Below are 26,018 nucleotides of genomic sequence, written 5' to 3' on the forward strand. Positions count from 1 at the left end.
TCAGGCCTCCTTGTGGACAGGCTTGACGGCGACCGGATCACCTTGCAGCTCACGCTGCAGTTCCCGGTCCAGCCGCCGCAGCCGCCACGCATGGATCACGAAGGCGGAGACCGCCGTCGGGATGCCCCACAGCGCCACGTGGATCGGCTCCACGTCGATGCCGGCCTCGTGCAGGAAGGTCGTCATCAGCACGATCGCGCCGAAGGCCACGAAGATGTCCTCTCCGAAGAACAGGCCCACGTTGTCGGTGGCCGCGGCGAAGGCGCGCAGCTTCAGCCGCACCCGCTCCGGCAGGCTGCCGTAGCGGGCCTCGGCGGCGCCTTCGGTCATCGGCGCCAGCAGCGGCCGCACCATCTGCGGATGGCCGCCCAGGCTGGTCAGGCCCACAGCGGCCGTGAGCTGCCGCGCCGCCAGGTAGACGATCAGCAGCCGGCCCACCGTGGCCGAGCGGATCTGCGCGATCCACTGCTGCGCGTGCTGGCGCAGGCCGTGGCGCTCCAGCAGGCCGATCACGGCCAGCGGCAGCAGCAGGATCAGCGGCAGGTTGCGCGTCTTGACGAAGCCGATGCCGATCGTCGCCAGCACCTTCTGCAGCGGGAAGCCCGCCGCCAGCGCCGTGGCCAGGGCCGTAGCGGCCACCACCAGCATCGGGTTGAAGCGCAGCACGAAGCCCGCAATGATCACCGCCACCCCGATCAGGGGCCACAAGGAAGGGTCGGTCGCCATGAGTCTGTCGCTCCGTTGATTGATGAACGATGAATTACGATTGTTGAACAATCGTGCGCATCATGCTCCATCAAATCGATATGCGCCCCGGTGCAAACCCGCATTCGCCTTCAACAATCGCGTAGACAATGGCCGACCGACGCGAGGCCCCGATTGAGTCCTTCTTCCTCCTCTTCCCCCGCCACAGCTGCCGCCCAGCCCCTCAGCGAACGCATCGCCGAGCAGCTGCGCGAACGCGTCACCGCCGGTGAGTTCCAGCCGGGCGAGCGCTTGTCGGAGCAGGCGCTGGCCGAATCGCTGGGCATCTCGCGCAACACGCTGCGCGAGGTGTTCCGCACCTTGACCAAGGACGGCCTGCTGCGCCACGAGCCCAACCGCGGCGTGTTCGTCGCCGCGCCCAGCATCGCGGCCATCATCGACATCTACCGCGTGCGCCGCCTGATCGAATGCCAGGCGCTGGCCCAGGCCTATCCGCGCCACCCGGCCAAGAAGCGCATGCGCGCCGCGGTGGAAGACGCGCTGCAGGCGCGCGCCGCGGGCGCGACGCCGGACTGGCAGCGTGTCGGCACCGCCAACATGGCCTTCCACATGGCCGTGGTCGAACTGGCCGACAGCGAACGGCTCAACCAGATGTTCCACCAGGTGCTCGCCGAACTGCGCCTGGCCTTCGGCCTGCTGCACGACGCCGAGTTCCTGCACGCGCCCTATGTGGACATGAACCTCGCGATCCTGGAACTGGCCGAGGCTGGCGAGTTCGCGAAGGCATCGGCGGCGATGAACGACTACCTCGTCCACTCGGAGCGGATCGTGCTGGCGGTGTACGCGAGGCAGCAGGAGCGGGGCTAGTGCGAGCCCCCGCGCGTTGGAGGTTGACCTGATCCATCGCAACGCGCACCATCCGTCGAGCTTGGACGTTATGTCCTCCACCGTGCGGCATCCATCCCAGTCCCTGTGAGCGCGTCTCCGTCCCGCTTCGCCGCCCTGGCACTCGTTCCGCTGTCCTACGCGGCCCTGCACGCGGCCGCCATTCTGCTGGCCGCGCCGGGCAGCGCCGGGGCCCTGTCGCTGGGCTTCAACATCTGCGCACCCGCGCTGGCCATGCTGGCGGCCTGGCGGCAGTGCCTGCGCACCAGTTGGCGGCCGGCGGACGGCTGGAGCCTGGTCGGCCTGGCCTTCCTGCTGTGGTGCCTGGGCATGGCCGCACCCCTGGCGCAGGAGCGCATCGCCTCCGCATCGGCTTTCGTCCGCTACGCCGACATCCTGCTGTTCGTGCTCTACGCGGTGCCCCTGACCTGGATCGCCGCCAGTCCTTTTCGTCACCGCAACAGCCGGGCCGTGCAACTCGTGGACGGCGCCTTGGCCCTGGCCCTCGGCGTCCTGTTTTTCAAACTGACCGTGGCCCTCGCCACGCACGACGGCTCGGCCCAGATTTCAGCCGCCTACCTGGCCTGGCTGTTCGACGTCGAGAACCTGTACCTGCTCGCCTGCATCCGCCTGCGCCACTGGGCCGCCGCAACGCGCGCCGAGCGGGAGCTGTTCGCTTCCCTGCTGGTGTTCGCGTCGATCTACTTCGTGGTGGCCGCGTTCAACAACCATGTGGCCACACTCGCGCTGAACGCCGAGCCGGGATCGCTGCTCGAAATCCTCGTGCCCCTTCCCTTCCTGGCTTTCGTTGCCTACACGCTGCCGACACCGCTGGGGAAGAAGCGCACGGAGCATCGCGCCCTGGTGCTGCGGACCCGCTACGTGCGCAGCGCCAGCCCGCTGATCATGTGCGTGGCCGTGCTCGGCACCGGGCTCGCCCTGGCGCACTCCGACTACGCCTTCGGCGTCTGCGGCGTGCTGGTGGCCGTGGCCGGCTATGCGCTGCGCAACGTGCTGCGCGAGGTGCGCCACGTCGAGCTGCGCGCCATGCTGCGCAGCAAGCAGTCCGAGCTGGAAGCCCTGACCCTGGTCGACGGCCTGACCGGCGTGGCGAACCGCCGCGCGCTCGACCTGGCCCTGGAACGCGACTGCCGAACCGCGATCCGCAACGGCCAGACGCTGGGCGTGCTGCTGATCGACATCGACTTCTTCAAGCTCCTCAACGACACGAGCGGCCACCAGGCCGGCGACGAAAGCCTGCGCCGCGTGGCGCAGACGCTGAGCGAGTGCCTCAAGCGATCCGAAGACCTGCTGGCCCGCTACGGCGGCGAAGAGTTCGTCGTCCTGCTCCCCGGCATCGACCGCCTCGGCTGCGCGACGATGGCGGAGAACCTGCGCGCCGCGATCGAGCAGGCGGAGCTAGGCAATGCTGGCGCGCCGTCGAAGCGGCTATCGATCAGCGTCGGTGTGGCCTGCGATCGGCCGTCTGTACTGACGGATCGTCTGGTGCTGCTGCGGGATGCAGATGAGGCGCTGTATCAGGCGAAGCGGGGTGGGCGGAATCGGGTGGCATTGGCGTGGGAGGGTGTCATCAAAGAGTGCTAGCTGGCTGAGTCGCAGTCACGGCTTAGCGGTCGGGCTGATCGACTGGTCCAGGCTGGACGCGGGCGCACAGCACGTAGCACTTGCGTAACCGCTCACGTTACATCTGCGGACCTTCGATCCGATGGCCTTAGCTCCGAGAAGTTGGCCTTGTGCCTGACCTGTCGTTAAATGGGACAGGTCCTCCAGCTATTGAGAAGCCGCAGTTGTCGATAGTCAGTATTCGACGGCAGCCATTGGCGCCTTCGACAATTACCCGCCATCGCGCACGGTGGCGCGCCTGCTTATATAGCCATCACCTCATCACCCAGTCGGTGAGCGCCTTCGTGGGGCACATCTCCAGACGAAGGTGCCTGATGTTGCCGCTAGAGAAATATGACGGCTCTAAGGGCACCGTGGCGTACCAGTTGTGAAAAACATCCAAGCGCAGGTGACCTTCTTCCAAGAAAAGAATTCCTATCGCGCTCAGGCTGGTATTGTCATTGTCGGTCAGCTTCTTTCGTCCGCCGTGCCGGCGCTTTAAGACGGTAGCTCCGCCACCCGGGGCAGGCTCGGGAGATATCAGGGCTGTCTCAATTCCGTACATGGCCGCGCGAACAGAATCGCTATCAAGTAGCTCAGGCCAGAATTGAACTGGATCATGCAAGACCAAGAGCGATGGCAGCTCTGTTTTGGACAATGCCTTCAATTGCGCATTCGCATCTGCAATCTTCTTGCGAATCTTTTCCCCAGGAGTTCCCCAGTGATATGTGAGTGAGCCATCAAAGATCCCGGGGTCACACCGTATTACGCTCCATTCCTCCTTGGTCGGTTGAAGCTCTTTAACTTCAACAATCAACTTTGTATTCTTAAGCGCAAGGGTGTAGTCGGGGCGTCGCTCTGAAGATTCAAGCACCCTCGAGAAGGCAAAACCCTCCCGTTGGCAAATTTTCTCAAATAGAGATTCCGATACGGTTTCTTTTTTCGGCTTCATTCAGTCAGTTCGCCTCTATATCCAAGGCCGCACTAGCCATGAAGTATTTCGCGACCAACCCGTGCGGCGAGTGCAATCGCTTTGGGATCAGGATTGGAGACCATGAAAAACAGAGCAAAGAGCGGTGGGCCCTTATGGCCGCGCAGTAGCAGCGGCTGACTCACGTACGGAAAGGCCTCCCCAAGTCGTCGTTGCGTGAACTGAAGGATTGCCTCATAACCCTTGTCGCGAGTGACGGTGGGATCATCGCCAAAAAGGTCGGGTTGCTCATTCACATATAACGCGCGCTTCCATTCATCTGTTCCGAGAAAGCGGGTCAAGGCCGAGGCCTTGCCGCTGTCAACTGCGCGTCGGTTCACTGCTGCCTGGCGAAAGAGGCCGCTCAAGCTGACAAGGAAGAAGACGTCCAGCGCCTTCGTGGACGCGATGATCTCCAGCATCTGCCATGAGCATTGCAAGCCGTAGGGATCGAGAAAAAGCACTCCGCGCGTCGAACGCCAGTCGTATCGATTCAATAGCGAGGGAAGGATGTCTGCCGCGCCGCTCATGCTCAGTGTTGCTCGAGGGCCGTTGGCATGGTCGCGAAGCAACTCTCCCAACTCGTCCGCGTGCGCCTTCTTCTTCTCGATGAAGTGGTACGCACCAAATGCTGGCGAACAGTCGAGCGCGATCTTGGCCGAGCCATCAATGACACGGCTGCCGCTAGCCCCTTGGATGTGGCATCTGCCCGTGCCCGCAAACGAATCGACGTACACCAGTTGGAACGGTTGCGCCTTCAGCGCCTGTGTGTAGAAGCCCAAATACTTTTTGAGCCGTTCGAGCTTTTCCTCGGTCCAGGCGCCGCCAAACCGATTCCGCGTCGATGCTGTTGCTTTGCCTTGGGTCATCTCTTCTCCCTGTTTTCCAATCGTGCCATAGCCGGCGCCAATCCATTTCCATGGCGGGCGGCCATTCCCTTCAAAAGTATACAAACGTATACTTATTGGATGACCCGGCCAAACAAGGACGCCAGCCATCTGAAAGTTCTCAGGGAACACTTGGTTCAAGAGAAGGTATTGCCTTCGTATGCCAAGCTCGGCGCACTTCTCGGCTTGCGCGGGAAGGCCGGCGCCTACAAGGTCATCCAGCGCCTTGTCTCTGCCGGCTATCTGGAGCACACCTCGGGTGGGCGGCTCGCGCCCACCGACAGTTTCTTCGCGCTGCCTATGCTGGACGACACCCTTCATGCAGGCTTGGTGGAAAGCACGTCTTGGTCAGGCGGCGTGGCCGCTCAAGCACTTGACCGTCTACTAGTTGAGCAGCCGGCCTCGACGGTACTCGTGCCCGTTCGGGGGGATTCGATGATTGAAGCCGGTGTATTGGATGGTGACACAGCGGTTGTCGAGCGAACAGAGAATGCTGAGGCCGGCGATTTTGTCGCTGCGCTGGTCGATGGACAGTACACGGTGAAGGAGCTGCGGTTCGAGCACCGCCGACCCGTGCTGGTGCCGCACAACAAACAGTACGAAACCATTCGCCCGCAGCAGGAATTGCAGATCTTGGGCGTAGTCAGAGGCATTGTTCGCCGATACGAGCAAGGACGAAGATCAGCCAGGAAACGGGGAGAAAATCTATGACCACCATCAGCCGCATTGAATGGACGGAGCAGACTTGGAACCCCACGGTCGGTTGTACCAAGATATCACCTGGCTGCAAGCATTGCTATGCAGAGGCTATGGCTCGGCGCCTCAAGGCCATGGGAGCTGCTGGCTATGAGAATGGGTTTGCGTTGACGGTGTTGCCTGAGCGGTTGAACGATCCCATCAAGCGGAAGAAGTCCACCGTGTATTTCGTGAACTCAATGTCAGACCTGTTCCACGAAAAGGTTCCGGACGAGTACATCGAGCGGGTCTTCGATGTCATTACTCAGACGCCTCAGCATACCTATCAAATTCTCACGAAGAGAGCGGCGCGAATGGCGCGGTTCTTCAGGACCCGAAATGTGCCGCGCAATGCGTGGATGGGAGTTTCCGTCGAGGACAAGAAGTACGGCGTGCCCCGCATCGACTACCTTCGCAAAGTACCAGCCTCCATTCGGTTCTTGTCCGTGGAGCCCCTTCTTGAGGATGTGGGTGCGCTCGATCTGAAAGACATCCATTGGGTCATCGTGGGTGGCGAGTCGGGCCCGAAGGCACGGCCGATGCAGAAGGCATGGGCCTTGGCCGTACAGCAGCAATGCGAAGCGCAGGACGTGGCGTTCTTCTTCAAGCAGTGGGGTGGATGGGGGGCTGACGGCAAAAAGCGCGCCAAGGGCGCGAACGGCCGAGTCCTAGATGGACGCACCTGGGACGAAATGCCTGACGGGGTATCGGCACGACTTTGACCGCTGTGCGTCTGCCGCGACAACGGGTTGCGCTAACAGCCTGGCATAGGGCACATTCGGTGTCATCCAAGCCACATGCGGCACGAATAGACCGCAGTGCCAGATGCCCGTAACGCACTACGAATGGTCCTGGGGAGGATCGCTACCTGAGATATTGCGCCACAGCGAGGTAAAACACTCGCTCCTGCGCGACTACCTCGTAGACTATTTCCTCACCCTTGTCACCAGTCCTGCCCAGGAGAAGATCCAGCTCACGATAGTTGATGGCTTCTGCGGCGGGGGTTGGTACGTCAGCAAGTCCGGCAGAGAAGTTCCGGGGTCGCCTATCGTGATCCTTCAGGCCGTCGATGAGGCCAAAGCGCGCGTGATGCAAGAACAGCAGCGGCGCAAAAACATACTCTTTGACGTCAAGCTCATCTGCATCGACAAGGATGCCTCAGCAGTGGAACACCTGCGGCAGGTCTTAGAGCAGCAAGGATATGGGGAGAAGCTCCGCTCCGGCGAGATTGAGACCCTTGTCGGCGAGTTTGATCAGAACGCAGAGGCCGTTATCGCCGAAGTGCGCCGACGGTCGCCAAGATCAGGGCGAGCCTTGTTTGTTCTGGATCAGTATGGCTACAACCAAGTCCCACTTCCTACGCTCAAGCAGATCTTTGCAGCGCTCAAGCAGCCGGAAGTGATCCTCACCTTCAACGTCGATGCTCTGCTGAACTACCTTAGCGAGGGAAACCTTCGCAGCTTCGAGCGGCAGACTGGGCTCGACGGTGCGGTGTCATCGACGGACATGGACAAGCGGTATCGAGGGCCTGGTTGGCGAGTACGAGTCCAAGCCAATCTTTATCAGCGGCTGACGACGGGTTCTGGAGCACGCTTCTTCACGCCATTCTTCGTTCGCCCGGATCGCGGGCACGGAGACTTTTGGCTGTTGCATTTGTCCCAGCACTGGAAGGCCCGGGACGTGATGGCCCATGCGCATTGGAAGCATCACAACCATTTCGTCCACTACGGTGCCTCGGGCTTCGACATGTTCAGCACTGGGTATGCGGCAAAGATTGATGACGAGGAGAGGCCTCAGGCTGCGTTTGAGTTCGACGACATTGCGAGCAAATCAAGTCTGGCCTCCATGATGGAGCAGATTCCACAGGTGCTTGCTCAGCGACGCGAAGGTGTTCGATTCCGTGACTTCTTTGTTGAGCGCGTGAATACGACGCCTGCGACACAAGCGATGGTTGAACAGGCTGTATTGAGCCTGGTGCGTGAACGCGAAATCGAGGTCTTGGGTGACAACGGCAGTCTCCGGCATGTCAAGAAGGCCTTGCAAGACGACCATGTCTTACGACTTCGAGATCAGCGATCCCTCTTGCTCTTTGGCAGTTGACGAGCGGACGGCGCACTGGCCGAGTATTGATACCAGACTATCTAGGGAGTGAGAATGAGCACATACTCAGTAAAAGCCTGCACAGCAAATTTGATCTTGGTCGCGCCACCCATTTCAAATACCGACGCGGCTCAGTTCACCAAAGACGATGAGGCCGCCATTGCAACCTTAAGGCAAAGTCACTTCTACATGATTTGCGGAAGACCGAAAGCGTCTTTCGGCACTATCGCAGCGCTTGAAGATGGGAGCATTAATGTCAACATTAGCCTTGCCTCAGGCCTGCAATCCGCTGGCTGTCTTCATATCCAACATATGGATTTCATTCATGAAGCGCCCGATGAATTCCAACTGAGGATCAAGGCAAATAGTGAGGTTCTGAGAATTTTCGTTGGGTCAACCCTAGTTTTTGTTACGACGCCTGATGATCTTCTAATGCGACGTGGAAGGAGGCAGCGATTTATCGAAGGGTTTGATAACCATCATGAACTCTTCACCTTTGACTTGCTGTATGTAGGAATTGCCAAGAAGAATCAAGACAGCTATAGCCGACTCATTGAAAGAGGGCATAAAGCTCGGATGGATATTCTGGCGGCAGAGCCTCAGAGATCCGCTGGAGCAAGGGTCAGCGACGAGACCTATCTCCTGCTCTTCGCTATAGATCCAATTTTGGTTAAGACTTTCGGGGGCGATGCCGATTTTGATGATGATGATATGGACATGTCCGTGGACTATCATCGAATCATCGCGGACGCCGAGAAGGCGGTAATAAATATATTCAAGCCAGCCTACAACGTTGAGCAATATAAGAACTATCCGCATGGGGTGGACGGTCTCTTCAACCAAGGCTTTACGGGCTACACATATGCGATAGCAGAAGGGATATCACTCAATACTGGCTATGGCACGATCAAGGGAAGTAGGGACATGGAGGACTTATTGCTTTCCAATGACGCAGACTTCATTTCGGTCGCCGGGGAAGTTGTGACACTCCACATTTCGGGAAAGGACTTCAATATCCCGATAGATGTGCCCTCGGAAGACAGTGGCGCGTCCGAATAAGTCGGTTGGCATAGGACAGGCTCGCAAAAAAGAGCGTTGACCGAAGGAGATTCGATGAACTGCGTGAGTTTCTATATTCCTGATGCCGGCAGCAGCTAACTAGCCAAGCATTGATAACACACACTTGTCGATACCAAAGCATCGGCCTAGGAGGGGCGCTTCAACAGGTGTAAGCGTTACGAGCGTCCGTTCTCTGGCCCGTAGCCGACATCTGCATCCGTCGCGTCGAAGGACCGCCGTCGCTGCGAAGCGGCCGGTGGGCCTACGAGTTCAATATGGCCCAAATCGAACGCTCGAATCACCATCCGCTACTCTCTAGTTGAAAAGTGATGCGAGCGATGAGAACAACAACGAAGGCCAACTTGATCGCAATCGCGATGAGCTTCTCAGCAGTCAGTTCGAGCGAGCCCGAGCCCAGTCTGTGTCAGAGCTTGGCAAGCGAAGCGGAACAAGTCCCCGCGGGTGAATGGGCGGCCGCGGCATACGACCCGATGAACACGCTTGTGAACGCGCGCGTCTCGCACAGCGCCGCGCGCAAGCTCTCGCCGATCGAGGAACGGCTGGTCAAGGATCCGACCCTGCACGAAGAGTTCTCAGTCGGCCCCGAGGAGACACTCGACGTCGAGCGTCTGGACGGAACCGATGTCTACCGTGTTGACTCCTTCCAGGGCACGGCGAACTGCCAGTACTCGGTCTTCATCGAAGCGCCGCCGGGAAAGCCATCACATCATTTGTCCGCACCATTCGATGCGGATACCTGCACCACGCAATACGGCCGCTTCGGCCATGCCTTCGGGCAGCCCGTCTTCATGGTCGGCGGCGTGTTTGAGATGACGGGGCTTGCGCGCAGCTACAAGATCTCGGCGTGGCAGGGACATGACAAGGCCTGGGGGCCGGCCTGCGAATTGAAGCTGGAGTTCAAGCAGACGCTGAAGCTCTCGGGCAGCCACTGCTCACCGGACGCCGCGCTCTGCAAGGCCGCCGCTCGCGTGGCGCCGGCCATTGCCGACGCCTACGGTCATCGAGGTCCAGCGCTTGACCCGCTCGCCTTCGCGCAGGGTCACAAGCCGCCGGCAGCCCTGGCGAAGCTGCTCGGCGACCAGTGGAACTCGGGAATGGAGCTACCCACTTTCGGCGCGAAGACGGCCGGCACGGTCAATCCTTTCTTCACCAGCTTCTCGAATTCCCAAGGCCCGGCGGGCCTTGCACTGTGGCTCGATGGCCGCTGGTGGCTCGGCGTCGTCGGCATCGCAGGCATCGGCTGGCGCGAGTCGACAACCTCGCTGCTGGCGGTCTATGCCGTGACGGACGACGGCCCGGTTCCGGCGGCAAGTTTCCAGGTGGAGAAGCTGCCCGCCGGCCCTGCGCAGGCCGAGTGGCGATAGGCGCGCTCTCCCGTTCTCGGCCCGGTCAGGCACGCCGATTGCCAGTCGCGGGGCCGGACGCTCCCCCGACGAAATGCAGTAAAAACGCGCCCATGACAAGTACGCCGCCCGAGCCCCTGTTGGCCGAATTGCGCAGTTCCACGCGCCCTCTGCATGACGACATCGAGCGGCTGCTGGCCTTGGAGGCTCCGATGGAACTGGGCCGTTACCAGGCCATCATCGGCGGCTTTCACAGCTTCCTGAGCCGCTGGGAGCAGGACCTGCTGGCGGCGCTGCCGCCGTCGCTGCAGGGCTGGTTCCAGGAACGCGGCCGGGCGCGCTTCGCGGCGGACGATCTCGGCTACCTGGCCTCGCTGGGCCTGCCGGCGGCTCGCCCTGCCTCGGCGGCGCAGCCGGACTTGCAGGACGCAGGCCTGGCCTCGGTCTTTGGGTCCATGTACGTGATCGAGGGCTCGGCCCTGGGGGGTCAGGTCATCACGCCGAAGCTGCAGCGCGACATGGGTCTGGAGCCGGGCCGCGGCGCCAGCTATTTCCACGGCTACGGCGGCCGTACCAGCGCGATGTGGCGCGAGTTCCGCCAGAAGGCCGTTGCCGAGGTCGGCGGCGAGCCGGCGGCGTTGCGCGCCGCGAGCGAGGCGGCGCAGGCCACTTTCGGTGCACTGATCGCCACCTTCCGCCCGCTGCTGGCATGAGCGACCCGCGCGCCCTGGCCGATTGCGCGAGCGAACCGATCCGCGTGCCCGGGGCGATACAGCCGCATGGATGGCTGCTGACAATCTCCGCGGCCAGCGGTGAGCCGGTGGCCTGGAGCGACAACTGGGCAGGCCTGGCCGACACCAAGGCGCTGCCGGCGGCGCTGGCTGCATTCGCCGCCAGCCTGAAGACGGGCGCCCAGGCCCTGGTCGATGGCGAAGGTGCGAGTTCGCTCGGCCTGCGCGCCTTCGGCGGCCACACGCTGCACATCACGGCCCATCGGGCGGGCAATACGATCCACATCGAGGCCGAGGCGCAGGGCGCCGATGCCGAGCCCGGCGCGCAGGCGCCGATCTACCGCCTGGCCCGCCACATGGTGCCGCAGATGCAGCGCACGGCCTCGGTCGGCGAGGTCTGCGGCGCGGTGGCGCAGGAGATGAAGCGGCTGACCGGCTTCGGCCGCTGCCTGATCTACCGCTTCGACGCGGACGGCCACGGCGAGGTACTGGCCGAATCGCTGGACGCCGGCTACCAGAGCTACCTCGGCCACCACTTCCCGGCGGCCGACATTCCCGCTCAGGCGCGCGCGCTGTACAGGCTCAACCACCTGCGCCTGATTCCCGATGCCAACTACGCGCCGGTGCCGGTGCGCTTCGCCGACGGCACGAGCGCGGCGCTCACGCTCGACCTGTCCCAGGTGCAGTTGCGCAGCGTCTCGCCGATCCACCTCGAATACATGCGCAACATGGGCACGCTGGCCTCGATGTCGGTGTCGATCATCGTGCGCGGCGAGCTGTGGGGCCTGGTGTCCTGCCACAACCATGAGCCGGCTGGCCTGGCCTACCAGACCCGCATGGCCTGCGAGCACCTGGGGCAGTTGCTGTCGCTGCAGATCGAGGCCAAGGAGGAGAACGAGCAGGTCAGCGAGCAGCTGCGGCTGCGCCAGCTGACGCTGGCCATGGTGGCCCACCTGGCCGACAGCGACGCGACACTGCAGCGCCTGGTCGACGAGCCGGGCCCACTGCTGCGCATGGGCCTGGCCAGCGGCGCGGCGGTGATCCTGAACGACCGCTGCTGGACCGTCGGCGACACGCCCGACGAGGCGGCGCTGCTGCGCCTGGGCGAATGGCTGGCGCCGCGCATCGATGAAACGCTGAACACCGACCGCCTGCCCGAAGACGCGCCCGAACTGGGCATCGACCCCGCCGTGGCCGCCGGCCTGCTGGCCATCTCGATCTCCAAGCTGCATCGCCACTACCTCGTCTGGTTCCGGCCGGAGATCGTGCAGACGATCACCTGGGCCGGCGATCCGCGCAAGGTCGAGGGGCCGGGCGACGGCAGGCTGCATCCGCGGCGCAGCTTCGCCGGCTGGGTGGAGCATGTGCGCGGGCGCTCGGCGCCCTGGAGCGTGGCGACCGTGCATGCCGCGCTGGAACTGCGCCATGCGCTGATCGGCGTGGTGCTGCGGCGCGCGGAGGAGATGGCCGAGGTCGCCGCCGAACTGGGCCGGGTCAACAAGGAGCTGGAGGCCTTCTCGTACACCGTGTCGCACGACCTGCGCGCACCGATGCGCCACATCGCCGGCTTCGTGGAACTGGTGCTGGAGACCGAGGGCGCCAGCCTCACCGACCGGGCGCGCCGCTACCTGAACCACGTCAAGGAAGCATCCGCGCACGCCGGGCTGCTGGTCGACGCGCTGCTCGATTTCTCCCGCATGGGCCGCTCGGCGCTGAAGTGCGCGGAGCTCGACATGGAGCCGCTGATCGCCGCGCTCGTCGCCGAGCAGGACGGCGCGCGTCGCGACGGCCGCATCGAGTGGACGATCGGCCACCCGCTGCCCCGGCTGTTCGCCGATCCGGTGCTGATCCAGGTCGCCCTGCGCAACCTGATCGGCAATGCCGTCAAGTACAGCCGCACGCGGCCCGTGGCGCGCATCGGCATCGAGCCGATCGAGGACCCGCGCGGCGTGGGCCTGGCCATCAGCGACAACGGCGTAGGCTTCCAGATGAAGTACGCCAACAAGCTGTTCGGCGTGTTCCAGCGCCTGCATCGCAGCGAGGCCTTCGAGGGCACGGGCATCGGCCTGGCCAGCGTGCGCCGCATCGTGGAGCGCCACGGCGGTGTCGTGGAGGCCTTCGGCGAACTCGACAAGGGCGCAAAATTCAGCTTCCTGCTGCCGCGGCGCGACAGCAGCGATGCCGTCCTTCCCCCGCAACCTGCCACCTGACGCCATGCTCAAGCCCATCCTGCTCGTCGAAGACGATGCACGCGACCTCGAACTGACCCTGGTCGCGCTGGAACGAAGCCAGCTTGCCAACGAAGTGATCATCGTGCGAGACGGCGCCGAAGCCCTGGACTACCTCAACCGCGAAGGCATCCACGCCGGGCGCAGCGAAGGCAATCCCTGCGTGGTGCTGCTGGACCTGAAGCTGCCCAAGGTGAACGGCCTGGAGGTGCTGCGCGCGGTGCGCAACACCGAGAAGCTCAAGAGCCTGCCCGTCGTGATGCTGACCTCCTCGCAGGCCGAATCGGACGTGGTGCAGAGCTACGAGCTGGGCGTCAACGCCTACGTCGTGAAGCCGGTGGAGTTCAAGCAGTTCGTCGCCGCCATCGCCGACCTCGGCATCTTCTGGGCCGTGCTCAACGAGCCGCCGCCGGGCTCGCTGCGCACGCACCGCCGCTATGAGTGAGGCGATGGCCGCCCCGGCACTCCGGCCCTCGCCGCTGGACATGCTGCTGCTCGAGGACTCGGCTCTCGACGCCGAGCTGCTGCGCGCGCACCTGGCGATCAGCTTCCCGCAGGCGCAACTCACCTGGGTGACCGACGCCGCCGGCTTCAGCAGCGAACTGGCGGCACGCCGCTTCGACCTGATCCTGTCGGACTTCCAGCTCCCCGACTACAACGGCGGCGAGGCGCTGGACCATGCGCGCCGGGTGGCGCCGCAGACGCCGTTCATCTTCCTCTCCGGCGTGATCGGCGAGGAGAACGCGGTGGAGCTGCTCAAGCGCGGCGCCACCGACTACATCATGAAGGGCCGGCTGGCCCGGCTGCCGCTGGTGATCGAGCGGGCGCTGCGCGAGGTGGACCAGCGCGCCGCCGAACTGCGGGCGCAGGAAGCGCTGCGCCAGGCCAAGGATGAGGCCGAGCGCACCAACGCGCTGAAGGACCAGTTCCTCGCCATCGTGTCGCACGAACTGCGCTCGCCGCTGAGCGCCATCCAGGGCTGGGCCGAGCTGCTGGCGCTGCGCGCCAACGGCGACGGGTTGATGGAGAAGGCGTCTGCCGTCATCAAGCGCAATGCGCTGCTGCAGACGCGGATGATCGACGACCTGCTCGACATGACCGCGGTGGTGGCCGGCAAGCTGGCGCTGCAATGCGAGACGCTGGACCTGTCGGCGCTGGCCGAGGCGGAGATCGCCACCCATCAGCAGGAAGCGCAGGCACGCGACATCCGGCTCGGCGGCGAATACACGGCCGCCGCCTGGGTCAGCGGCGACGGCCAGCGCCTGGCCCAGGTGATCGGCAAGCTGGTCGGCAACGCGCTGAAATTCAGCAACGCGCAAGGGCAGATCCTGGTGCGCATCCAGCAGGACGGCGGCGAGGTGGCCCTCGTCGTCGAGGACTTCGGCCGCGGCATCTCCGCGGACTTCCTGCCTCACGTGTTCGACCGGCTGCGCCAGGAAGACAGCTCGCGCACGCGCAGCGCCGGCGGCCTGGGCCTGGGCCTGGCCATCGCCGACGCCGTGGTCCGCCTGCACGGCGGGCGCATCAGCGCCAGCAGCGAGGGCGTGGACCGCGGCGCCCGCTTCGAGGTGAGGCTGCCGGCCGTGGCTGCACCGGCGGTGCAGCCGAACGGGCATCGCGCGCCGGACGACGAGGGCATCGCCGACCTGAGTGGCCTGCACGTGCTGCTGGTCGATGACGAGCGGGACGCCCGCGACGTCGGCCGCGCCACGCTGGAGTCGCTGGGTGCAGCTGTGACCGTGGCGGCCAGCACGCAGGAGGCCTTGGCCGAGCTGTCGAAGCAGGACTTCGATGTGCTGGTCTCGGACCTGGGCATGCCCGGCCAGGACGGCCTCAGCCTGGTCCGTGCCCTGCGCGCCGGCGGCCACCAGCCCGGCTTGCCGGCCGTCGCGCTGACCGCCTTCGCCATGCTGCCGGACCGCCGCGCCGCGCTGGACGCGGGCTTTGACGGCCACGTCACCAAGCCGATCGATCGCAAGGCCCTCGGCGACGCCGTGCGGGCCGCATTGCGCACCGCGACCCCGAAATGAGCGCCGACGACAGGAGCAGGACGACCATGTCCGAAAAACAAGAACAACAACAGGTCACGCTCGACAACTGCGCGCGCGAGCCGATCCACATCCCGGGCTCGATCCAGCCGCACGGCGCGCTGCTCGCCTTCGACCGGCTCGGCCGGCTCGTCTGCATGAGCGCCAATGCGGCGGAGATGCTGGGGCTGCCGCTCGCCCTTGGCCGTGTGCTGCGGCCGGAGGAGATCAGCCGCGAGCCCGAGGCCCAGCGCATCATCGGCCAGGCCGTGGCGGGGCTCGGCAGCGGCGAAGCGATGCCGGAGGCCTGCGAACTGAGCCTGAACGGCCAGCGCTTCGATCTGGTCGTGCATGCGAGCCAGTCGCTGTGCCTGTGCGAGTTCGAGCAGCGCGGCATCGAGGCGGACCGCCTGAGCAGCTTCGCGCTGCTGGCCTACCGCTCGATGGACAAGCTCAAGCGGCAGACCTCGATCGACCGGCTGCTGGAGGTGGCGGTGGCCGAGGTGCGGGCGATGAGCGGCTTCGACCGCGTCATGGCCTACCGCTTCCGCCACGACGACAGCGGCGACGTGGTCGCCGAGGCGCTGCACGAGGACCTGGAGCCCTACCTCGGCCGGCGCTATCCGGCCAGCGACATCCCGGCGCAGGCTCGGCGCCTGTATGTGCTCAACACGCTCCGGGCGATCGCCAACGTCGCTTACCGGCCGGTGCCCCTGCTGGCCGACGTGGGCCAGACCGAACCGGTGGACCTCAGCCACAGCGTGCTGCGCAGCGTGTCGCCGATCCACATCGAGTACCTGTCGAACATGGGCGTCGGCGCGTCGATGAGCGTCTCCATCGTCGTCGGCGGCCGGCTCTGGGGCATGCTCGCCTGCCACCACATGAAGCCCTTGCTGGTGCCCTATTCGATCCGCATGGCGATGGACGTGATGGCCCAGCTGATCGCCGCCTCGGTGCAGTCGATCACGGCGCGCGAGCAGGAGGCGGCGATGGGCCGCGCGGCGCTGCTGCGCACCGACATCGCGGCCCAGATCGCCCAGGGCCACGAAGCCGCCGACGTGCTCATCCGCGAGGCGGCGGCCCTGAGCGCCAGCCTGGAGGCGGACGCGCTGTTCGTCGGCATCGACGGGCGCGTGCGCTGCTACGGGAGCATCGACGAACGCTGGGCCGCGGCGCTCGTCGCCCAGTTGCAGGCGGGGCCGGATTCACTGGTACACCTGAACCGCGTGGAGGACCTGCCCGCCACCCGTGGCGAGCGCCACTGCGGCGCGCTGGGCCTGCGCTTCGACGAGCCGCGCGCCGGCTGGCTGGTGCTGCTGCGGCGCGAGCAGATCGAGACCATCCGCTGGGGCGGCAAGCCCGAGAAGGAGATCGCACACGGCCCGCTGGGCCCGCGCCTGACGCCGCGCGGCTCGTTCGCCGAATGGAAGGAAACGGTGCGCGGCACCGCGATCCCCTGGGCCGCGCACCAACTGGAAAGCGCATCGCTGCTGCTCGACGCGGTGAGCCGCGCGCACGCCGGCCGCGTGCTGGAGGTGGACCGCCTGCGCTCGCAGCTCTGGGCCGTGCTTGGGCACGATCTGCGCGACCCGCTGAATACGCTCAGCGTGGCCTCCTACGCGCTGGACCAGCAGAAGTCGCCGACCCGGCTCAACGCGATCATCCGCAACTCGACCAACCGGATGGCGCGCCTGCTGCGCGACCTGCAGGACATCACGCGCATCCAGAACGGCCTGGGCCTCGCGATGGACACCGAGGAGACCGACCTGGCCGCGCTGCTGACCCAGTTGCTCAACGAACAGCGCCTGACCTACCCGGACGTGCGGCTGGAAGCCACCATTCCGCCCGCCCTGCCCGCCCGGCTCGATCCGATGCGCTTCCTGCAGGTCGCCACCAACCTGCTGAGCAACGCGCGCCACCACGGCCAGGGGCTCGTCACGATCGAATTGACCGGCACGGACGAACACGCCCGGCTGCGCGTCGGCAATCCGGCCGAGCCCATCGCGGAAGAACTGGTGGCCGGGCTCTTCGATCCGTTCAAGCGCCGCTCGATGGAGAATTCGCGCAACCCGGGCAGCATGGGCCTGGGCCTCTACATCGTCCACCAGATCGCCAAGGCGCAGGGCGGCTCCATCACCTACGATGCCCGCGACGGCATGGTCCTCTTCGAATTGCAGGTTCCCCTGATCCAGGTCTCGACCCCCGATGAACATGATGGAAACTGACGACGCAAGAATCGTCGTCGTCGACGACGTGGCCGATACGGCCGAGGTGCTGGCGATGATCCTGGAGTCCGCCGGCTACGAGGTGCGCACCGCGCTGAATGGCGAGGCGGCGCTGGACCTGGTGGCGGACTTCCAGCCGCTGTGCGTGCTGATGGACATCAACATGCCCGGCCTCGGCGGCCACGAACTCTGCCAGGCGCTGCGGGACCGCTACGGCGACGATCTCGTGCTGATTGCGGTGACCGGCGCCGGCCACGTCGACGACCGCGTCGGCGCCAGCTTCGCCCGCTTCGATCACTACCTGCGCAAGCCGGTGGACATCAAGCTGCTGAGGCAGTTGCTCCCGCCGCTGCAGTGATCAGCGGCCGCTCGCGGCCTTCCGGACCTTCTTCTCTTCGTAGGACATGGCGTCGGCCAGCTCGATGAGCTGATCGAAGGTCTTGTCGCCGTTCGTGGAGGCATAGCCGATCGACGCACCCACCTTCACCGGGGTCGAGTCCAGCAGGATCGGCTCGCCGATCGCCTGGCGCAGGCGGGTGCGGATTTCTTCCAGCCGCCCGGTGTCGTCCAGGCCCGGGAAGAGCACGACGAACTCGTCGCCGCCGGTGCGCACGGCCAGGTCGCCGTTGCGGCACAGCTGCCTCAGTCGCTTCGCCACCGCCTTGAGCACCTGGTCGCCCGCGGCATGCCCGTAGCGATCATTGATGGGCTTGAAATCGTCCAGATCGAAGACCAGCACGCCGAAGGGCTGGGCCCGGAGCTTCTGGACGCGCTTCTGCAGCGCGCGGCGATTGGCCAGGCCCGTCAGCGCATCGGAGTTCGCCGACTTCGCGAGATCGGTCATGTCCTCGTCGCCGGCGCGGACCAGCCTGCGCGAGTAGACGACCGTTCCGAAGATGAAGGACAGGAAGACGGCGCCGAGTCCCGTCGACCAGCCTTTCAGGGAAGCGAGTTCGCGGTCGGCGTTCGTCTGCCGCGCCTTCAGCAGCGCCCGCTCTTCCAGCTGCATCTCATCCATGAACTGGCGCAGGCGTCGGGCGCCATCCACCGTGATCCGCTCACCGAGCAGGCGCTGCAGCGCCGGGCCACCTTCGCGCTCGCCCGTGGCCGCCGAAGAGACGTACCAGGCGGCGACGGCGCGCACCTCGACGCTGACCTCGGCAGCCCGCGCGGCCTGGGCGCGGTTGTCCTGCACCAGGGTCTCCAGCCGCTGGGCCGCCTGGACGGCTTCGTCGGCCGCGGTGCGGGTGCGATCAAGCAGATCCGGCTTCGGCACCAGCGCATAGTCCCGCAGCGCAATGCCACCCCTCAGCATGGTGACACGCACCTGGTCGAGTTCCGCCAGCACGGCGTGCGTGTGCTCGACCCAGTCGTCGGCCGCCTCGTAGGAGCGCGCGTTCGCGACCAGGATGCTGCCGAGCGAAACGACGAGCACGAGAGCCACCGTCTGCGTGACACGCAGGACTCTCGCAATACGACGGAGGACGGGGTGGTTCGGTCGAGCCAAGATCGCGAACATCTTGAAAAAACCTGCGAATCGTAGCGTCAGACCAGCGCCTCGATCTGCAGCTTTTGCGCCGCCACGCGCACGGCTTCGTCAAGCGCGCGCTGGACGCGGGCATCGAGATGCGGCAGGACCGCCAGCGCCGGTGCAGCGATGCGGCCGGCGGCGGCGTCGAGGCCGGCCAGCGACGCATCGAGCGCCTTCGACGCCTCCGCCATCGCCGCCGCGAAGCCCGGCACCCCCTGCTCGCTCGCATGCAGGGTCAGGCTCAACCGCAGGTTCGACAGGTGCGACATCAGTCCATAGGCCGCCGACAGCCACAGCGTCAATTGCGGCACCGGCACGCGCACATCCTCCGGCTCCGACAGGCTGCGCGTACGAATCGCGCTGACCGCGCGCAACGCGTCGTACGCTCGCTGGCGCGCGAAGCGGGGCGCGCTGGGTCCATCGGCTTCGCGCAGCGCCGTGGCCTCCGCCGCGTAGGCGCGCAGCGCCACCGTGGCCTGCTGCAGCACGGCCGGCAGGTTCCTGCGTTCCCAGATCGGCAGCACGTAGGTGGCGGCCCAGCCGAGCAGCGCACCGGCGATGGTGTCGCCGAAGCGCTCCAAGGTGCTGAAGCCGCCGTCCGGCACGGCCAGGTGCGCCTGCAGCACGGCCATCACCGCGGCGGCGCCGGCGGTCACCGCATAGCGCACCGGGAAGAACGCATGCGCGATGCCGGAGGCGATGAGGAAGCTGCCCGAGAGGAACAGCGCCGAGGGCGACACCGCCGTCAGCGCCAGCACCGCCACGCAGCCGGCCAAGGTGCCGAGCACGCGCGCATTGCGGCGCAGCAAGGTCTGCGCGAGGCTGCCCTGCATCACGGCGACGATGGTCAGCACGATCCACTGCGGGTGCAGCGTCCACGCGAGAGCCTGGGCGACGGCATAGCCCAGCGCGGCCGTCACCGCCGTACGCGCCGCGTGGCGGAACACCGGTGTGCCGGGATGCAGGTTGGCCGCCACCGAGGACCACAGCCATTCGTCGGGCGAGATGTAGCGGCGCAGGTCGGCGCGCTTGCATGTCAGATGCACCGCCTCGGCCGGATCGAGCAGGCGCTCGATCGCCCGCAGCAGCTCCAGCTGGCTGCGCAGCAGCGCGTTGCAGCGCTCGGCGCCGGTGCTTTGCGCGAGTTCGTCCAGCGGCTTCTGCAGCGCGGCCTCGGCCGCCGGGTCGGGCCGGAAGGCCGAGCCGGTGTGCAGTGCCATGGCCGCCGCGCGCAGCGCCGCGGCGATGCCGTCCAGCACATCGGCACTCAGCTCGGCCTCGCGTTCGGTCGTGAGCTGGGCCGGCGCTTCCTTGCTGGCCATGGCTAGGTCGCGCAGGTCCGTCAGGTGCAGGAGCAGCGCGGTCTCGCGGCGGGCGCTGGGGCCGCGGTCGTTGGCGAAGACGAGGTCGCGCGCGACCTGGAAGCGGTCGGCCAGGGCGGTCTCCTCATCGAGCACGCCCGACTGCCAGATCAGCTCGCTCGGCCGGCGCAACTGCGCCGCGATCGCGGCGACCAGCCGGGCCTCGCCCTCGGCCGTCGCCGCCAGCGAAAAGTTGCGCCAGGTCGGCTGCAGCAGCCAGGCGGTGACAACGGCCCAGAGCCAGTAGCCCGCCGAGCCGACGAGCCCCCAGGCAACATGGTCCCAGCGCAGCGGCTCCGAGGCGGGCAGCGACATCGCGAACACCAGCGACAGCGCGGCGGCGAAGGCGCCGGTGCCCGCCTTGGGCCCCCAGGACAGCATCAGCATCGCGGCGAAGACGATCAGCGCCGCCGCGGGAATCTGCAGCGCGTCGAAGGGTCGCGCGGCGAGGAACAGCACGCTCGCCAAGGTGCTCGCGACGCTGGCGACGAACACCCGGCGGGCAACCCGCGCGGTGGTCGTCACCACGTCGGCGAGGCTGGCGCAGACGGCGGTGGCGATCGCCGTCTGCGCTGCCGCCGCACCCGCGACGAAGCCGATCGAGAGCTGCACCAGCGCCAGCCCCAAGGTGACGGTGATGCCGTTGACGATCCAGGCTGGCATGCGGCGCAGAACGATGGTCGGTGTCATGTCGGCCCTCTTCCTGTTGTGCCGCGGATGGTAGAGGCTCTCAGGCCCGCAGCAACTCCACCTGCCGGCTCGTCAGCAGCGGCACGATGCGCGCTGCCACCAGCTCCCGGTAGTGCAGCGACTGGCGGTGCGCCTCGATCGCCGCCTCGTCGCGGTAGCGCTCCACCAGCAGCAGCGAACCCGGCTCGTCGATGCTGCGGAACACCTCGTAGCCGAGGCAGCCGGGCTCCGCCAGCGACTGCTGGCGCACGGTGGCCGCCAGCTTCAGCACCTCGGCCACGGTGGCCTCGGGCATCTGCCAGCGGGCCAGCACCGTGATGGCGCTGGCGGCGCTCATTGGCGGACCTCGTTCAGCGCGGCCACCACGGCTTCGGCCATCGGGCCGCCGGAGGCCGGGTTCTGGCCGGTGATCAGGCGGCCGTCGACGACCACCTTGGCCTGCCACACGTCGGTGGACGAATACTCGGCACCGGCGGCGCGCAGCGCGTCTTCCAGCAGGAAAGGCACGTCGGCCTTGGCGTAGCCCTCTTCCTCAGCGTTCGAGAAGGAGGTGAGCTTGCGGCCCTGGATCAGCGGCGTGCCGTCGTCGAGGTTCACGCCCAGCAGCGCGACCGGGCCATGGCAGACGGCCGAGACGATCTTGCCGCCGTTCCAGGCGCGCAGCACGGCGGCCTTGACGTCAGGGTCGGTCGCGATGTCCACCATCGGGCCGAGGCCGCCGGGGAAGAAGATCGCGTCGTAGTCCAGCACGTCCACCTCGGACAGCTTGCGGCTGTGGGCCATGCGGCGGATCGCGGCGCTCTTGCTGAAGGCCACTTGCGAGGGGTCGTTCGCGTCGTAGCCGTCGAAGGGCGGGTTGCCGCCCAGCGGCGAGGCGAACTCGACGGCGATGCCGGCTTCGTCGAACACCTCGTACGGGTGGGCGACCTCGGGATAGAAGTAGCCGGTGGCGCGGTGGTTCGGGCCGATCTCGGCGGCGTTTGTCAAAACAAACAGTACATGCTTGACGCTCATGATGAAATCTCCTTCGGGTTGGGTTGCGGTCCGCCTATCGAAGTTCACTGCGAATTGATCTGCGGTGAAGTGAACTTTAGGGAGCGGGACTCCATCCCGGTAGCCAGCGCGAGCTTGACGCATTGGCTCGTAGGATTTGACAATCGAGTGCATGGACATCAACGCCAGCATCCTCGACGACCTGCGTGCGATGGCGATCTTTGCCGCCGTCGTGCGGCAGGGCAGCTTCGCCGCCGCGGCCCGCTCGCTGGGGCTGACGCGCGCCGTCGTCAGCCATCACATCCGCGCGCTGGAGACCAAGCTGGGCGTGCCGCTGGCCCAGCGCAGCACGCGCAGCTTCAGCCTCACGCCGGCCGGCCAGGCCTTCCGCGTCCACTGCGAACGGCTGCTGGACGAGGCGGTGGACGGCATCCGCAGCATGGAGCTGATCCGCGCGGAGCCGCGCGGCGAGGTACGGCTGACCTGCTCGCACCACTTCGGCACCAAGCGCATCCTGCCGGCGCTGGTGGCCTTCCGGCGGCGCTACCCGGCCGTGCGGCTGCACGTGGCCATGTCGGATTCGAACGTGGACATCGTCCAGCACGGCGTGGAGCTGGCCGTGCGGGCCGGCCCGCTGGCCGATTCATCGCTGGTGGCGCGGCGCCTGCTGCTGGAGCCGACCTTGCTCTGCGCCGCGCCGGCCTACCTGCGCCAGCGCGGGGCGCCGGCCTCGGTGGACGAGCTGGCCGCGCACCGCTGGATCGTCTATCCGCCCAGCCAGAAGTCGGCCACGGTGCTGGCCCATGGCGCGAAGGTGGAGATCCCGGTGCAGGGCGACATCGTCACCGACAGCGCCGCCTCGCGCCTGGCCTTCGTGCTGGCCGGCGACGGCATCGCGCGGCTGCCGGCCTACGATGCGGCCTCGCTGATCGCCTCGGGCGAACTGGTGCGGGTGCTGCCGGAGGTGGAAACGGCGCCGCTGGAGATCTTCCTCGTGCACTCCAAGCGCATCGGCCCGAGCGCGCGGCTGCTGCGCGACTACCTGCTGGATGACGCGGCGAGCGAGGATCTCGCTGCCGCGTGATTCAGTTCGTCAATGCACCTGCGCGGCCATCGTGCAGACGAAGTTGCCGAGCGCCGTGTCCGAGGCGGTCGGCGTGAAACCCGTCGTCAACACGTTGGAAGCCGAGGCGCTGCTGACCAGCGAGGTCTTGGCCGACGCACGCAGGAAGCGCTGGTTCACGGCCTTGGTGGCCGCGGCCGTCACGGCGCAGACGAAGCCCGCGTGCGTGCCGTAGCGCTCCTCCAGCGAGGGCCGCGGATCGCTGTTGGCCACCCGCGTCGCCTTGGTCGCCGCGAACGGCCAGTAGGACCCCGAGAGCGTGCACTGCTGGCCCGCGTAGATGCCGGACTTCGTGATGTTCCAGCCCGAGTAGGTGCCCAGCGGCGCCTGCAGGTTGACCGACGGCACGCCCACCTGCTCGTTGCCGTCGGTGTTCACGCGCGGCACGAGCGTGGGCAGCACGGCCTTCACCGTCGGCGGCTGGATGCTCATGATGCCGGACTGGTTCGAGTAGTCGACGCCGGGCCCGAAGTCATAGGACATCGCCGGCCAGAGCTTGTCGCCGCCGTACGGGTAGCCCGGGATGTTCGGGAAGCCGACGCTGGCCTGCGTCGCCTCCACCAGTTGGCCCTGGCTCAGCTTCGGATAGACGCTGGGCGGCATCGCCGTGCCGTTCATGATGAAGTCGATGAAGTCGTCCTGCAGCGCGTTGTAGGTGTCCGAGGACGGGTTCGGGTTGGACGGGTAGATGCAGCTGCCCGACACGCTCGGGGCGGCGTTGTAGGTGAAGCCGCCGCCACCGCCGCCGTGGGTCACGCCCGGGCTGTAGTAGCGGTAGACGTTCGGGGGCAGCGGGATGTCTTCCTGGGCCGTGTAGCCGACCAGGTCGGGCGACATCTTCTCGGCGTACATCTCCAGCGAGCCGAAGGTCTCCATCACGGCCGGGCAGGTGTTGGTGGCGTTGCAGCGGGTGAGGATGCCCTTGGCCGGCAGGTTGCGCGCGCGGTCCGGGTAGTCCGCCCACCAGACCGGCGCTTCGTCACCCATCATGTAGAGGTTGGTGATCACGTCCGGCAGCGCGAAGCGCGTGTTCATGAACAGCATCCGGCCGTCGATCTGCGCCCAGGCGCCGTCCACGACCTTGTTGCCCGACTCGTCCTGGTTGAAGCCGTAGAAGATCGAGCCGCGGATGAAGGAGGCCGACTGCGAGGAGCCCACGCTGATGGCCTTGGTGATGCGGTTCGCCACCGGGTTGGCCGTACCGGTCGAATCGGCCGCACTGTGGCGGAAGAACGAGATCGCGTCCCGCGCCGCCGCGTAGCCCACGCCCAGCACCAGCGGGTTCACCGCGGTGAAGACCATCTCGTAGAGCAGGTTGGAATTGAAGCCGTTCCTCAGGCACACGCGGGTCGGGTCCGGCGTGCCGGGAAACGGCACGGTGCGGCAATCGGCCCAGGCCCAGTCGACACCCAGGGTCAGCGGCGTCTTCGGGCCGTCCACGCCGGTCGTCGTCTGCGAGGCCAGGCTCCACAGCGTGGACTGGGTCGGGTCCGTCATGCTGTTGGGCTTGTAGGGCACGGCGGTGTTGTAGATCACCATCTGCGCCGTCGAGCCGGTAGCGTTGGCGATGTGGCCGTAGACCTGGCCGGTGATCGCCGTGCCGTCCTTGTTGACGGCCACCGGCACCTGGATGACCTGGCTGCTGCCGGTGTACGGCGCGTTGAGGTTGGTGCAGGGATAGGCCGTCGTGCAGCTCGACAGCAGGTCGCCCTGCCAGCCGGACTCCAGGTAGACGGCACCGGCAACGATCGAACCCGCGCCCGGGATCGCGTTGCCGCCGCGGTTGGACACCTCGTAGAACATCAGGCCGCTGGCCTGCGTCACGTCGGTCGGCGCCGTGAGCTGAAACGTCGAGACATAGGGCACCTTGCCGTGCGCATTGAGCGGCGCCAGCTGGATGTCCTGGATGATCGCGTTGTGCACGTCGGCCGGGTCAAGCTCGCCGAAGATCCGCCCCTTGTAGGCGGTGTACGGGATCGGCGCCCCATTGACCGCGCTCGACGAATCGATCACGACCTGCGTCACCGCCGCCTGGCTCGCCGCGCCCCAGCCCAGCAGGGTACCGAACAGGGCGAGGAGCCTGAACTTCGGCCCACTTTTGCCTCGAAAGAAGAAAGCCAGCAGCACCAGCGCCACGACGAGCATGCTGCGCGACGAAGGCTCAGGCACGCTGGAGACCAGCGGCGCATCGCAGCCCGCCAAGGTGCTGCCCATGCAGGCCAGGTGGTTGCCCTGCGCGTCGGTCAGCTCCACGACGAAGGACTGCGGCAGGGTCGGGTCGGTGAAGCTCGGGTCGAAGCTGAAGGTTTGCGAGCTTCCCGCTGCGATGCCCTTGCCCGCGCTGCTGTCGGTCAGCGCATAGCAGAAGCCGGTGCCGAAGCTGTAGCCCGAGTTGCCCTGGCAGTTCAGGTCGTCGGTGCCGAAGAAGAAGGCCTCGGCGCTCCAGCCCGGGCGGTCCGTGCCGGCGTAGGCACCGAGCCCGGTGACCAGCAGCGCCGTCACCTCGAAGCTGCTGCTGTTGTTGGTGATCGTGAACTGCCCGTCGCCGCTGGCCGGAATGATCTCGCTGAGCGTGAACTGGGGCGACGGGTCGGCGGCGAAGGCCACCGGTGCCGCACAACACAAGCCCAGGCCCAGCGCGATGCCGGCCAGCCATGAACGAACGGGTCCTCGGGATGACTGCGGCGATGTCGTTGCGGCCGCACGCACTTTGAACGGAATTCCCACGTTGTCTCCTGTACTGTGTTGAAGGCCGTCGCGCCTGTTCAGAACCAGGACCAA

The 26,018-nt window shown here is 66.1% G+C and carries 22 protein-coding genes; 14 read left to right on the forward strand and 8 right to left on the reverse strand.

Annotated features, from left to right (window positions below; all coding sequences use genetic code 11):
• Complete coding sequence (locus tag SNE35_RS06390) at positions 1 to 726, reverse strand: DUF969 domain-containing protein (protein WP_320422027.1); 726 nt, start codon at positions 724 to 726, stop codon at positions 1 to 3.
• Positions 727 to 879: 153 nt separating this feature from the next.
• On the opposite strand from SNE35_RS06390, the gene SNE35_RS06395 reads away from it, so the two are divergent.
• Both SNE35_RS06395 and SNE35_RS06400 read left to right on the forward strand, forming a co-directional pair.
• The gene (locus SNE35_RS06395) at positions 880 to 1,572 is read left to right on the forward strand and encodes a GntR family transcriptional regulator (RefSeq protein ID WP_320422028.1); all 693 of its coding nucleotides are present in this window, start codon (positions 880 to 882) and stop codon (positions 1,570 to 1,572) included.
• 105 nt (positions 1,573 to 1,677) lie between these two features.
• Positions 1,678 to 3,195, forward strand: coding sequence for a GGDEF domain-containing protein (locus SNE35_RS06400; RefSeq protein ID WP_320422029.1), 1,518 nt, complete (start codon positions 1,678 to 1,680; stop codon positions 3,193 to 3,195).
• A gap of 292 nt (positions 3,196 to 3,487) precedes the next feature.
• Here SNE35_RS06400 and SNE35_RS06405 read toward each other — a convergent pair whose 3' ends face one another.
• Entirely contained in the window at positions 3,488 to 4,165 is a 678-nt protein-coding gene (locus tag SNE35_RS06405) for a hypothetical protein (RefSeq protein WP_320422030.1), read from the reverse strand.
• A gap of 32 nt (positions 4,166 to 4,197) precedes the next feature.
• On the reverse strand, positions 4,198 to 5,136 hold the full coding sequence (gene tcmP / locus SNE35_RS06410) for a three-Cys-motif partner protein TcmP (RefSeq protein ID WP_320422031.1): 939 nt from the start codon (positions 5,134 to 5,136) through the stop codon (positions 4,198 to 4,200).
• Between the two features lie 15 nt (positions 5,137 to 5,151).
• On the opposite strand from tcmP, the gene SNE35_RS06415 reads away from it, so the two are divergent.
• From SNE35_RS06415 to SNE35_RS06465, 11 genes are all read left to right on the forward strand, one after another.
• Positions 5,152 to 5,781, forward strand: a complete 630-nt coding sequence (locus tag SNE35_RS06415; protein ID WP_320422032.1) for a LexA family protein — start codon at positions 5,152 to 5,154, stop codon at positions 5,779 to 5,781.
• Positions 5,778 to 6,527 carry a phage Gp37/Gp68 family protein gene (locus SNE35_RS06420; RefSeq protein ID WP_320422033.1) on the forward strand — a complete coding sequence of 250 codons (750 nt, stop codon included), beginning with the start codon at positions 5,778 to 5,780 and terminating at the stop codon, positions 6,525 to 6,527. Before SNE35_RS06415 ends, SNE35_RS06420 begins: the two co-directional genes overlap by 4 nt.
• Before the next feature lie 103 nt (positions 6,528 to 6,630).
• On the forward strand, positions 6,631 to 7,905 hold the full coding sequence (locus tag SNE35_RS06425) for a three-Cys-motif partner protein TcmP (RefSeq protein WP_320422034.1): 1,275 nt from the start codon (positions 6,631 to 6,633) through the stop codon (positions 7,903 to 7,905).
• Positions 7,906 to 7,959: 54 nt separating this feature from the next.
• On the forward strand, positions 7,960 to 8,964 hold the full coding sequence (locus SNE35_RS06430; protein WP_320422035.1) for a hypothetical protein: 1,005 nt from the start codon (positions 7,960 to 7,962) through the stop codon (positions 8,962 to 8,964).
• A gap of 362 nt (positions 8,965 to 9,326) precedes the next feature.
• The gene (locus SNE35_RS06435; RefSeq protein ID WP_320422036.1) at positions 9,327 to 10,349 is read left to right on the forward strand and encodes a hypothetical protein; all 1,023 of its coding nucleotides are present in this window, start codon (positions 9,327 to 9,329) and stop codon (positions 10,347 to 10,349) included.
• 92 nt (positions 10,350 to 10,441) lie between these two features.
• Positions 10,442 to 11,041 (forward strand): biliverdin-producing heme oxygenase, encoded by a 600-nt coding sequence (locus SNE35_RS06440; RefSeq protein WP_320422037.1) that lies wholly within the window; start codon positions 10,442 to 10,444, stop codon positions 11,039 to 11,041.
• The gene (locus tag SNE35_RS06445; RefSeq protein WP_320422038.1) at positions 11,038 to 13,269 is read left to right on the forward strand and encodes an ATP-binding protein; all 2,232 of its coding nucleotides are present in this window, start codon (positions 11,038 to 11,040) and stop codon (positions 13,267 to 13,269) included. The genes SNE35_RS06440 and SNE35_RS06445 overlap by 4 nt, the downstream gene beginning before the upstream one ends.
• A 4-nt stretch (positions 13,270 to 13,273) precedes the next feature.
• Positions 13,274 to 13,732 (forward strand): response regulator, encoded by a 459-nt coding sequence (locus SNE35_RS06450; protein WP_320422039.1) that lies wholly within the window; start codon positions 13,274 to 13,276, stop codon positions 13,730 to 13,732.
• Entirely contained in the window at positions 13,725 to 15,317 is a 1,593-nt protein-coding gene (locus SNE35_RS06455) for a hybrid sensor histidine kinase/response regulator (protein ID WP_320422040.1), read from the forward strand. The genes SNE35_RS06450 and SNE35_RS06455 overlap by 8 nt, the downstream gene beginning before the upstream one ends.
• 26 nt (positions 15,318 to 15,343) lie before the next feature.
• On the forward strand, positions 15,344 to 17,539 hold the full coding sequence (locus SNE35_RS06460; protein ID WP_320422041.1) for a GAF domain-containing protein: 2,196 nt from the start codon (positions 15,344 to 15,346) through the stop codon (positions 17,537 to 17,539).
• Positions 17,529 to 17,897 (forward strand): response regulator, encoded by a 369-nt coding sequence (locus SNE35_RS06465; RefSeq protein WP_320422042.1) that lies wholly within the window; start codon positions 17,529 to 17,531, stop codon positions 17,895 to 17,897. The genes SNE35_RS06460 and SNE35_RS06465 overlap by 11 nt, the downstream gene beginning before the upstream one ends.
• Here the strand turns inward: SNE35_RS06465 and SNE35_RS06470 are convergent, their stop codons facing one another.
• The 4 genes from SNE35_RS06470 to SNE35_RS06485 form a co-directional block, all read right to left on the reverse strand.
• Entirely contained in the window at positions 17,898 to 18,974 is a 1,077-nt protein-coding gene (locus SNE35_RS06470; RefSeq protein WP_320422043.1) for a diguanylate cyclase domain-containing protein, read from the reverse strand.
• A 110-nt stretch (positions 18,975 to 19,084) separates the two neighbouring features.
• Positions 19,085 to 21,121, reverse strand: a complete 2,037-nt coding sequence (locus SNE35_RS06475; RefSeq protein ID WP_320422044.1) for an FUSC family protein — start codon at positions 21,119 to 21,121, stop codon at positions 19,085 to 19,087.
• 40 nt (positions 21,122 to 21,161) lie between these two features.
• Complete coding sequence (locus SNE35_RS06480; RefSeq protein ID WP_320422045.1) at positions 21,162 to 21,458, reverse strand: putative quinol monooxygenase; 297 nt, start codon at positions 21,456 to 21,458, stop codon at positions 21,162 to 21,164.
• Positions 21,455 to 22,135: a type 1 glutamine amidotransferase domain-containing protein gene (locus SNE35_RS06485; protein WP_320422046.1), complete on the reverse strand. Its 681-nt coding sequence runs from the start codon at positions 22,133 to 22,135 to the stop codon at positions 21,455 to 21,457. The genes SNE35_RS06480 and SNE35_RS06485 overlap by 4 nt, the downstream gene beginning before the upstream one ends.
• A gap of 151 nt (positions 22,136 to 22,286) precedes the next feature.
• On the opposite strand from SNE35_RS06485, the gene SNE35_RS06490 reads away from it, so the two are divergent.
• Positions 22,287 to 23,198 (forward strand): LysR family transcriptional regulator, encoded by a 912-nt coding sequence (locus tag SNE35_RS06490; RefSeq protein ID WP_320422047.1) that lies wholly within the window; start codon positions 22,287 to 22,289, stop codon positions 23,196 to 23,198.
• Between the two features lie 9 nt (positions 23,199 to 23,207).
• On the opposite strand, the gene SNE35_RS06495 is transcribed toward SNE35_RS06490, so the two are convergent.
• Positions 23,208 to 25,964 carry an alpha/beta hydrolase domain-containing protein gene (locus tag SNE35_RS06495; protein WP_320422048.1) on the reverse strand — a complete coding sequence of 919 codons (2,757 nt, stop codon included), beginning with the start codon at positions 25,962 to 25,964 and terminating at the stop codon, positions 23,208 to 23,210.
• Positions 25,965 to 26,018 lie beyond the last annotated feature (54 nt).

This window comes from Roseateles agri (assembly GCF_034043675.1).
Classification (GTDB): domain Bacteria; phylum Pseudomonadota; class Gammaproteobacteria; order Burkholderiales; family Burkholderiaceae_C; genus KK5.

Excerpts from the sequence above, each read along its gene's own strand:
- SNE35_RS06465 (WP_320422042.1), top strand. The coding sequence starts at position 17,529 with ATGGAAACTGACGACGCAAGAATCGTCGTCGTCGACGACGTGGCCGAT.
- SNE35_RS06415 (WP_320422032.1), top strand. The coding sequence starts at position 5,152 with ATGACCCGGCCAAACAAGGACGCCAGCCATCTGAAAGTTCTCAGGGAA.
- SNE35_RS06485 (WP_320422046.1), bottom strand. The coding sequence starts at position 22,135 with ATGAGCGTCAAGCATGTACTGTTTGTTTTGACAAACGCCGCCGAGATC.
- SNE35_RS06430 (WP_320422035.1), top strand. The coding sequence starts at position 7,960 with ATGAGCACATACTCAGTAAAAGCCTGCACAGCAAATTTGATCTTGGTC.
- SNE35_RS06405 (WP_320422030.1), bottom strand. The coding sequence starts at position 4,165 with ATGAAGCCGAAAAAAGAAACCGTATCGGAATCTCTATTTGAGAAAATT.
- SNE35_RS06460 (WP_320422041.1), top strand. The coding sequence starts at position 15,344 with ATGTCCGAAAAACAAGAACAACAACAGGTCACGCTCGACAACTGCGCG.
- SNE35_RS06490 (WP_320422047.1), top strand. The coding sequence starts at position 22,287 with ATGGACATCAACGCCAGCATCCTCGACGACCTGCGTGCGATGGCGATC.
- SNE35_RS06455 (WP_320422040.1), top strand. The coding sequence starts at position 13,725 with ATGAGTGAGGCGATGGCCGCCCCGGCACTCCGGCCCTCGCCGCTGGAC.
- SNE35_RS06440 (WP_320422037.1), top strand. The coding sequence starts at position 10,442 with ATGACAAGTACGCCGCCCGAGCCCCTGTTGGCCGAATTGCGCAGTTCC.
- SNE35_RS06390 (WP_320422027.1), bottom strand. The coding sequence starts at position 726 with ATGGCGACCGACCCTTCCTTGTGGCCCCTGATCGGGGTGGCGGTGATC.
- SNE35_RS06450 (WP_320422039.1), top strand. The coding sequence starts at position 13,274 with ATGCTCAAGCCCATCCTGCTCGTCGAAGACGATGCACGCGACCTCGAA.
- SNE35_RS06420 (WP_320422033.1), top strand. The coding sequence starts at position 5,778 with ATGACCACCATCAGCCGCATTGAATGGACGGAGCAGACTTGGAACCCC.
- SNE35_RS06425 (WP_320422034.1), top strand. The coding sequence starts at position 6,631 with ATGCCCGTAACGCACTACGAATGGTCCTGGGGAGGATCGCTACCTGAG.
- SNE35_RS06445 (WP_320422038.1), top strand. The coding sequence starts at position 11,038 with ATGAGCGACCCGCGCGCCCTGGCCGATTGCGCGAGCGAACCGATCCGC.
- SNE35_RS06475 (WP_320422044.1), bottom strand. The coding sequence starts at position 21,121 with ATGACACCGACCATCGTTCTGCGCCGCATGCCAGCCTGGATCGTCAAC.
- SNE35_RS06480 (WP_320422045.1), bottom strand. The coding sequence starts at position 21,458 with ATGAGCGCCGCCAGCGCCATCACGGTGCTGGCCCGCTGGCAGATGCCC.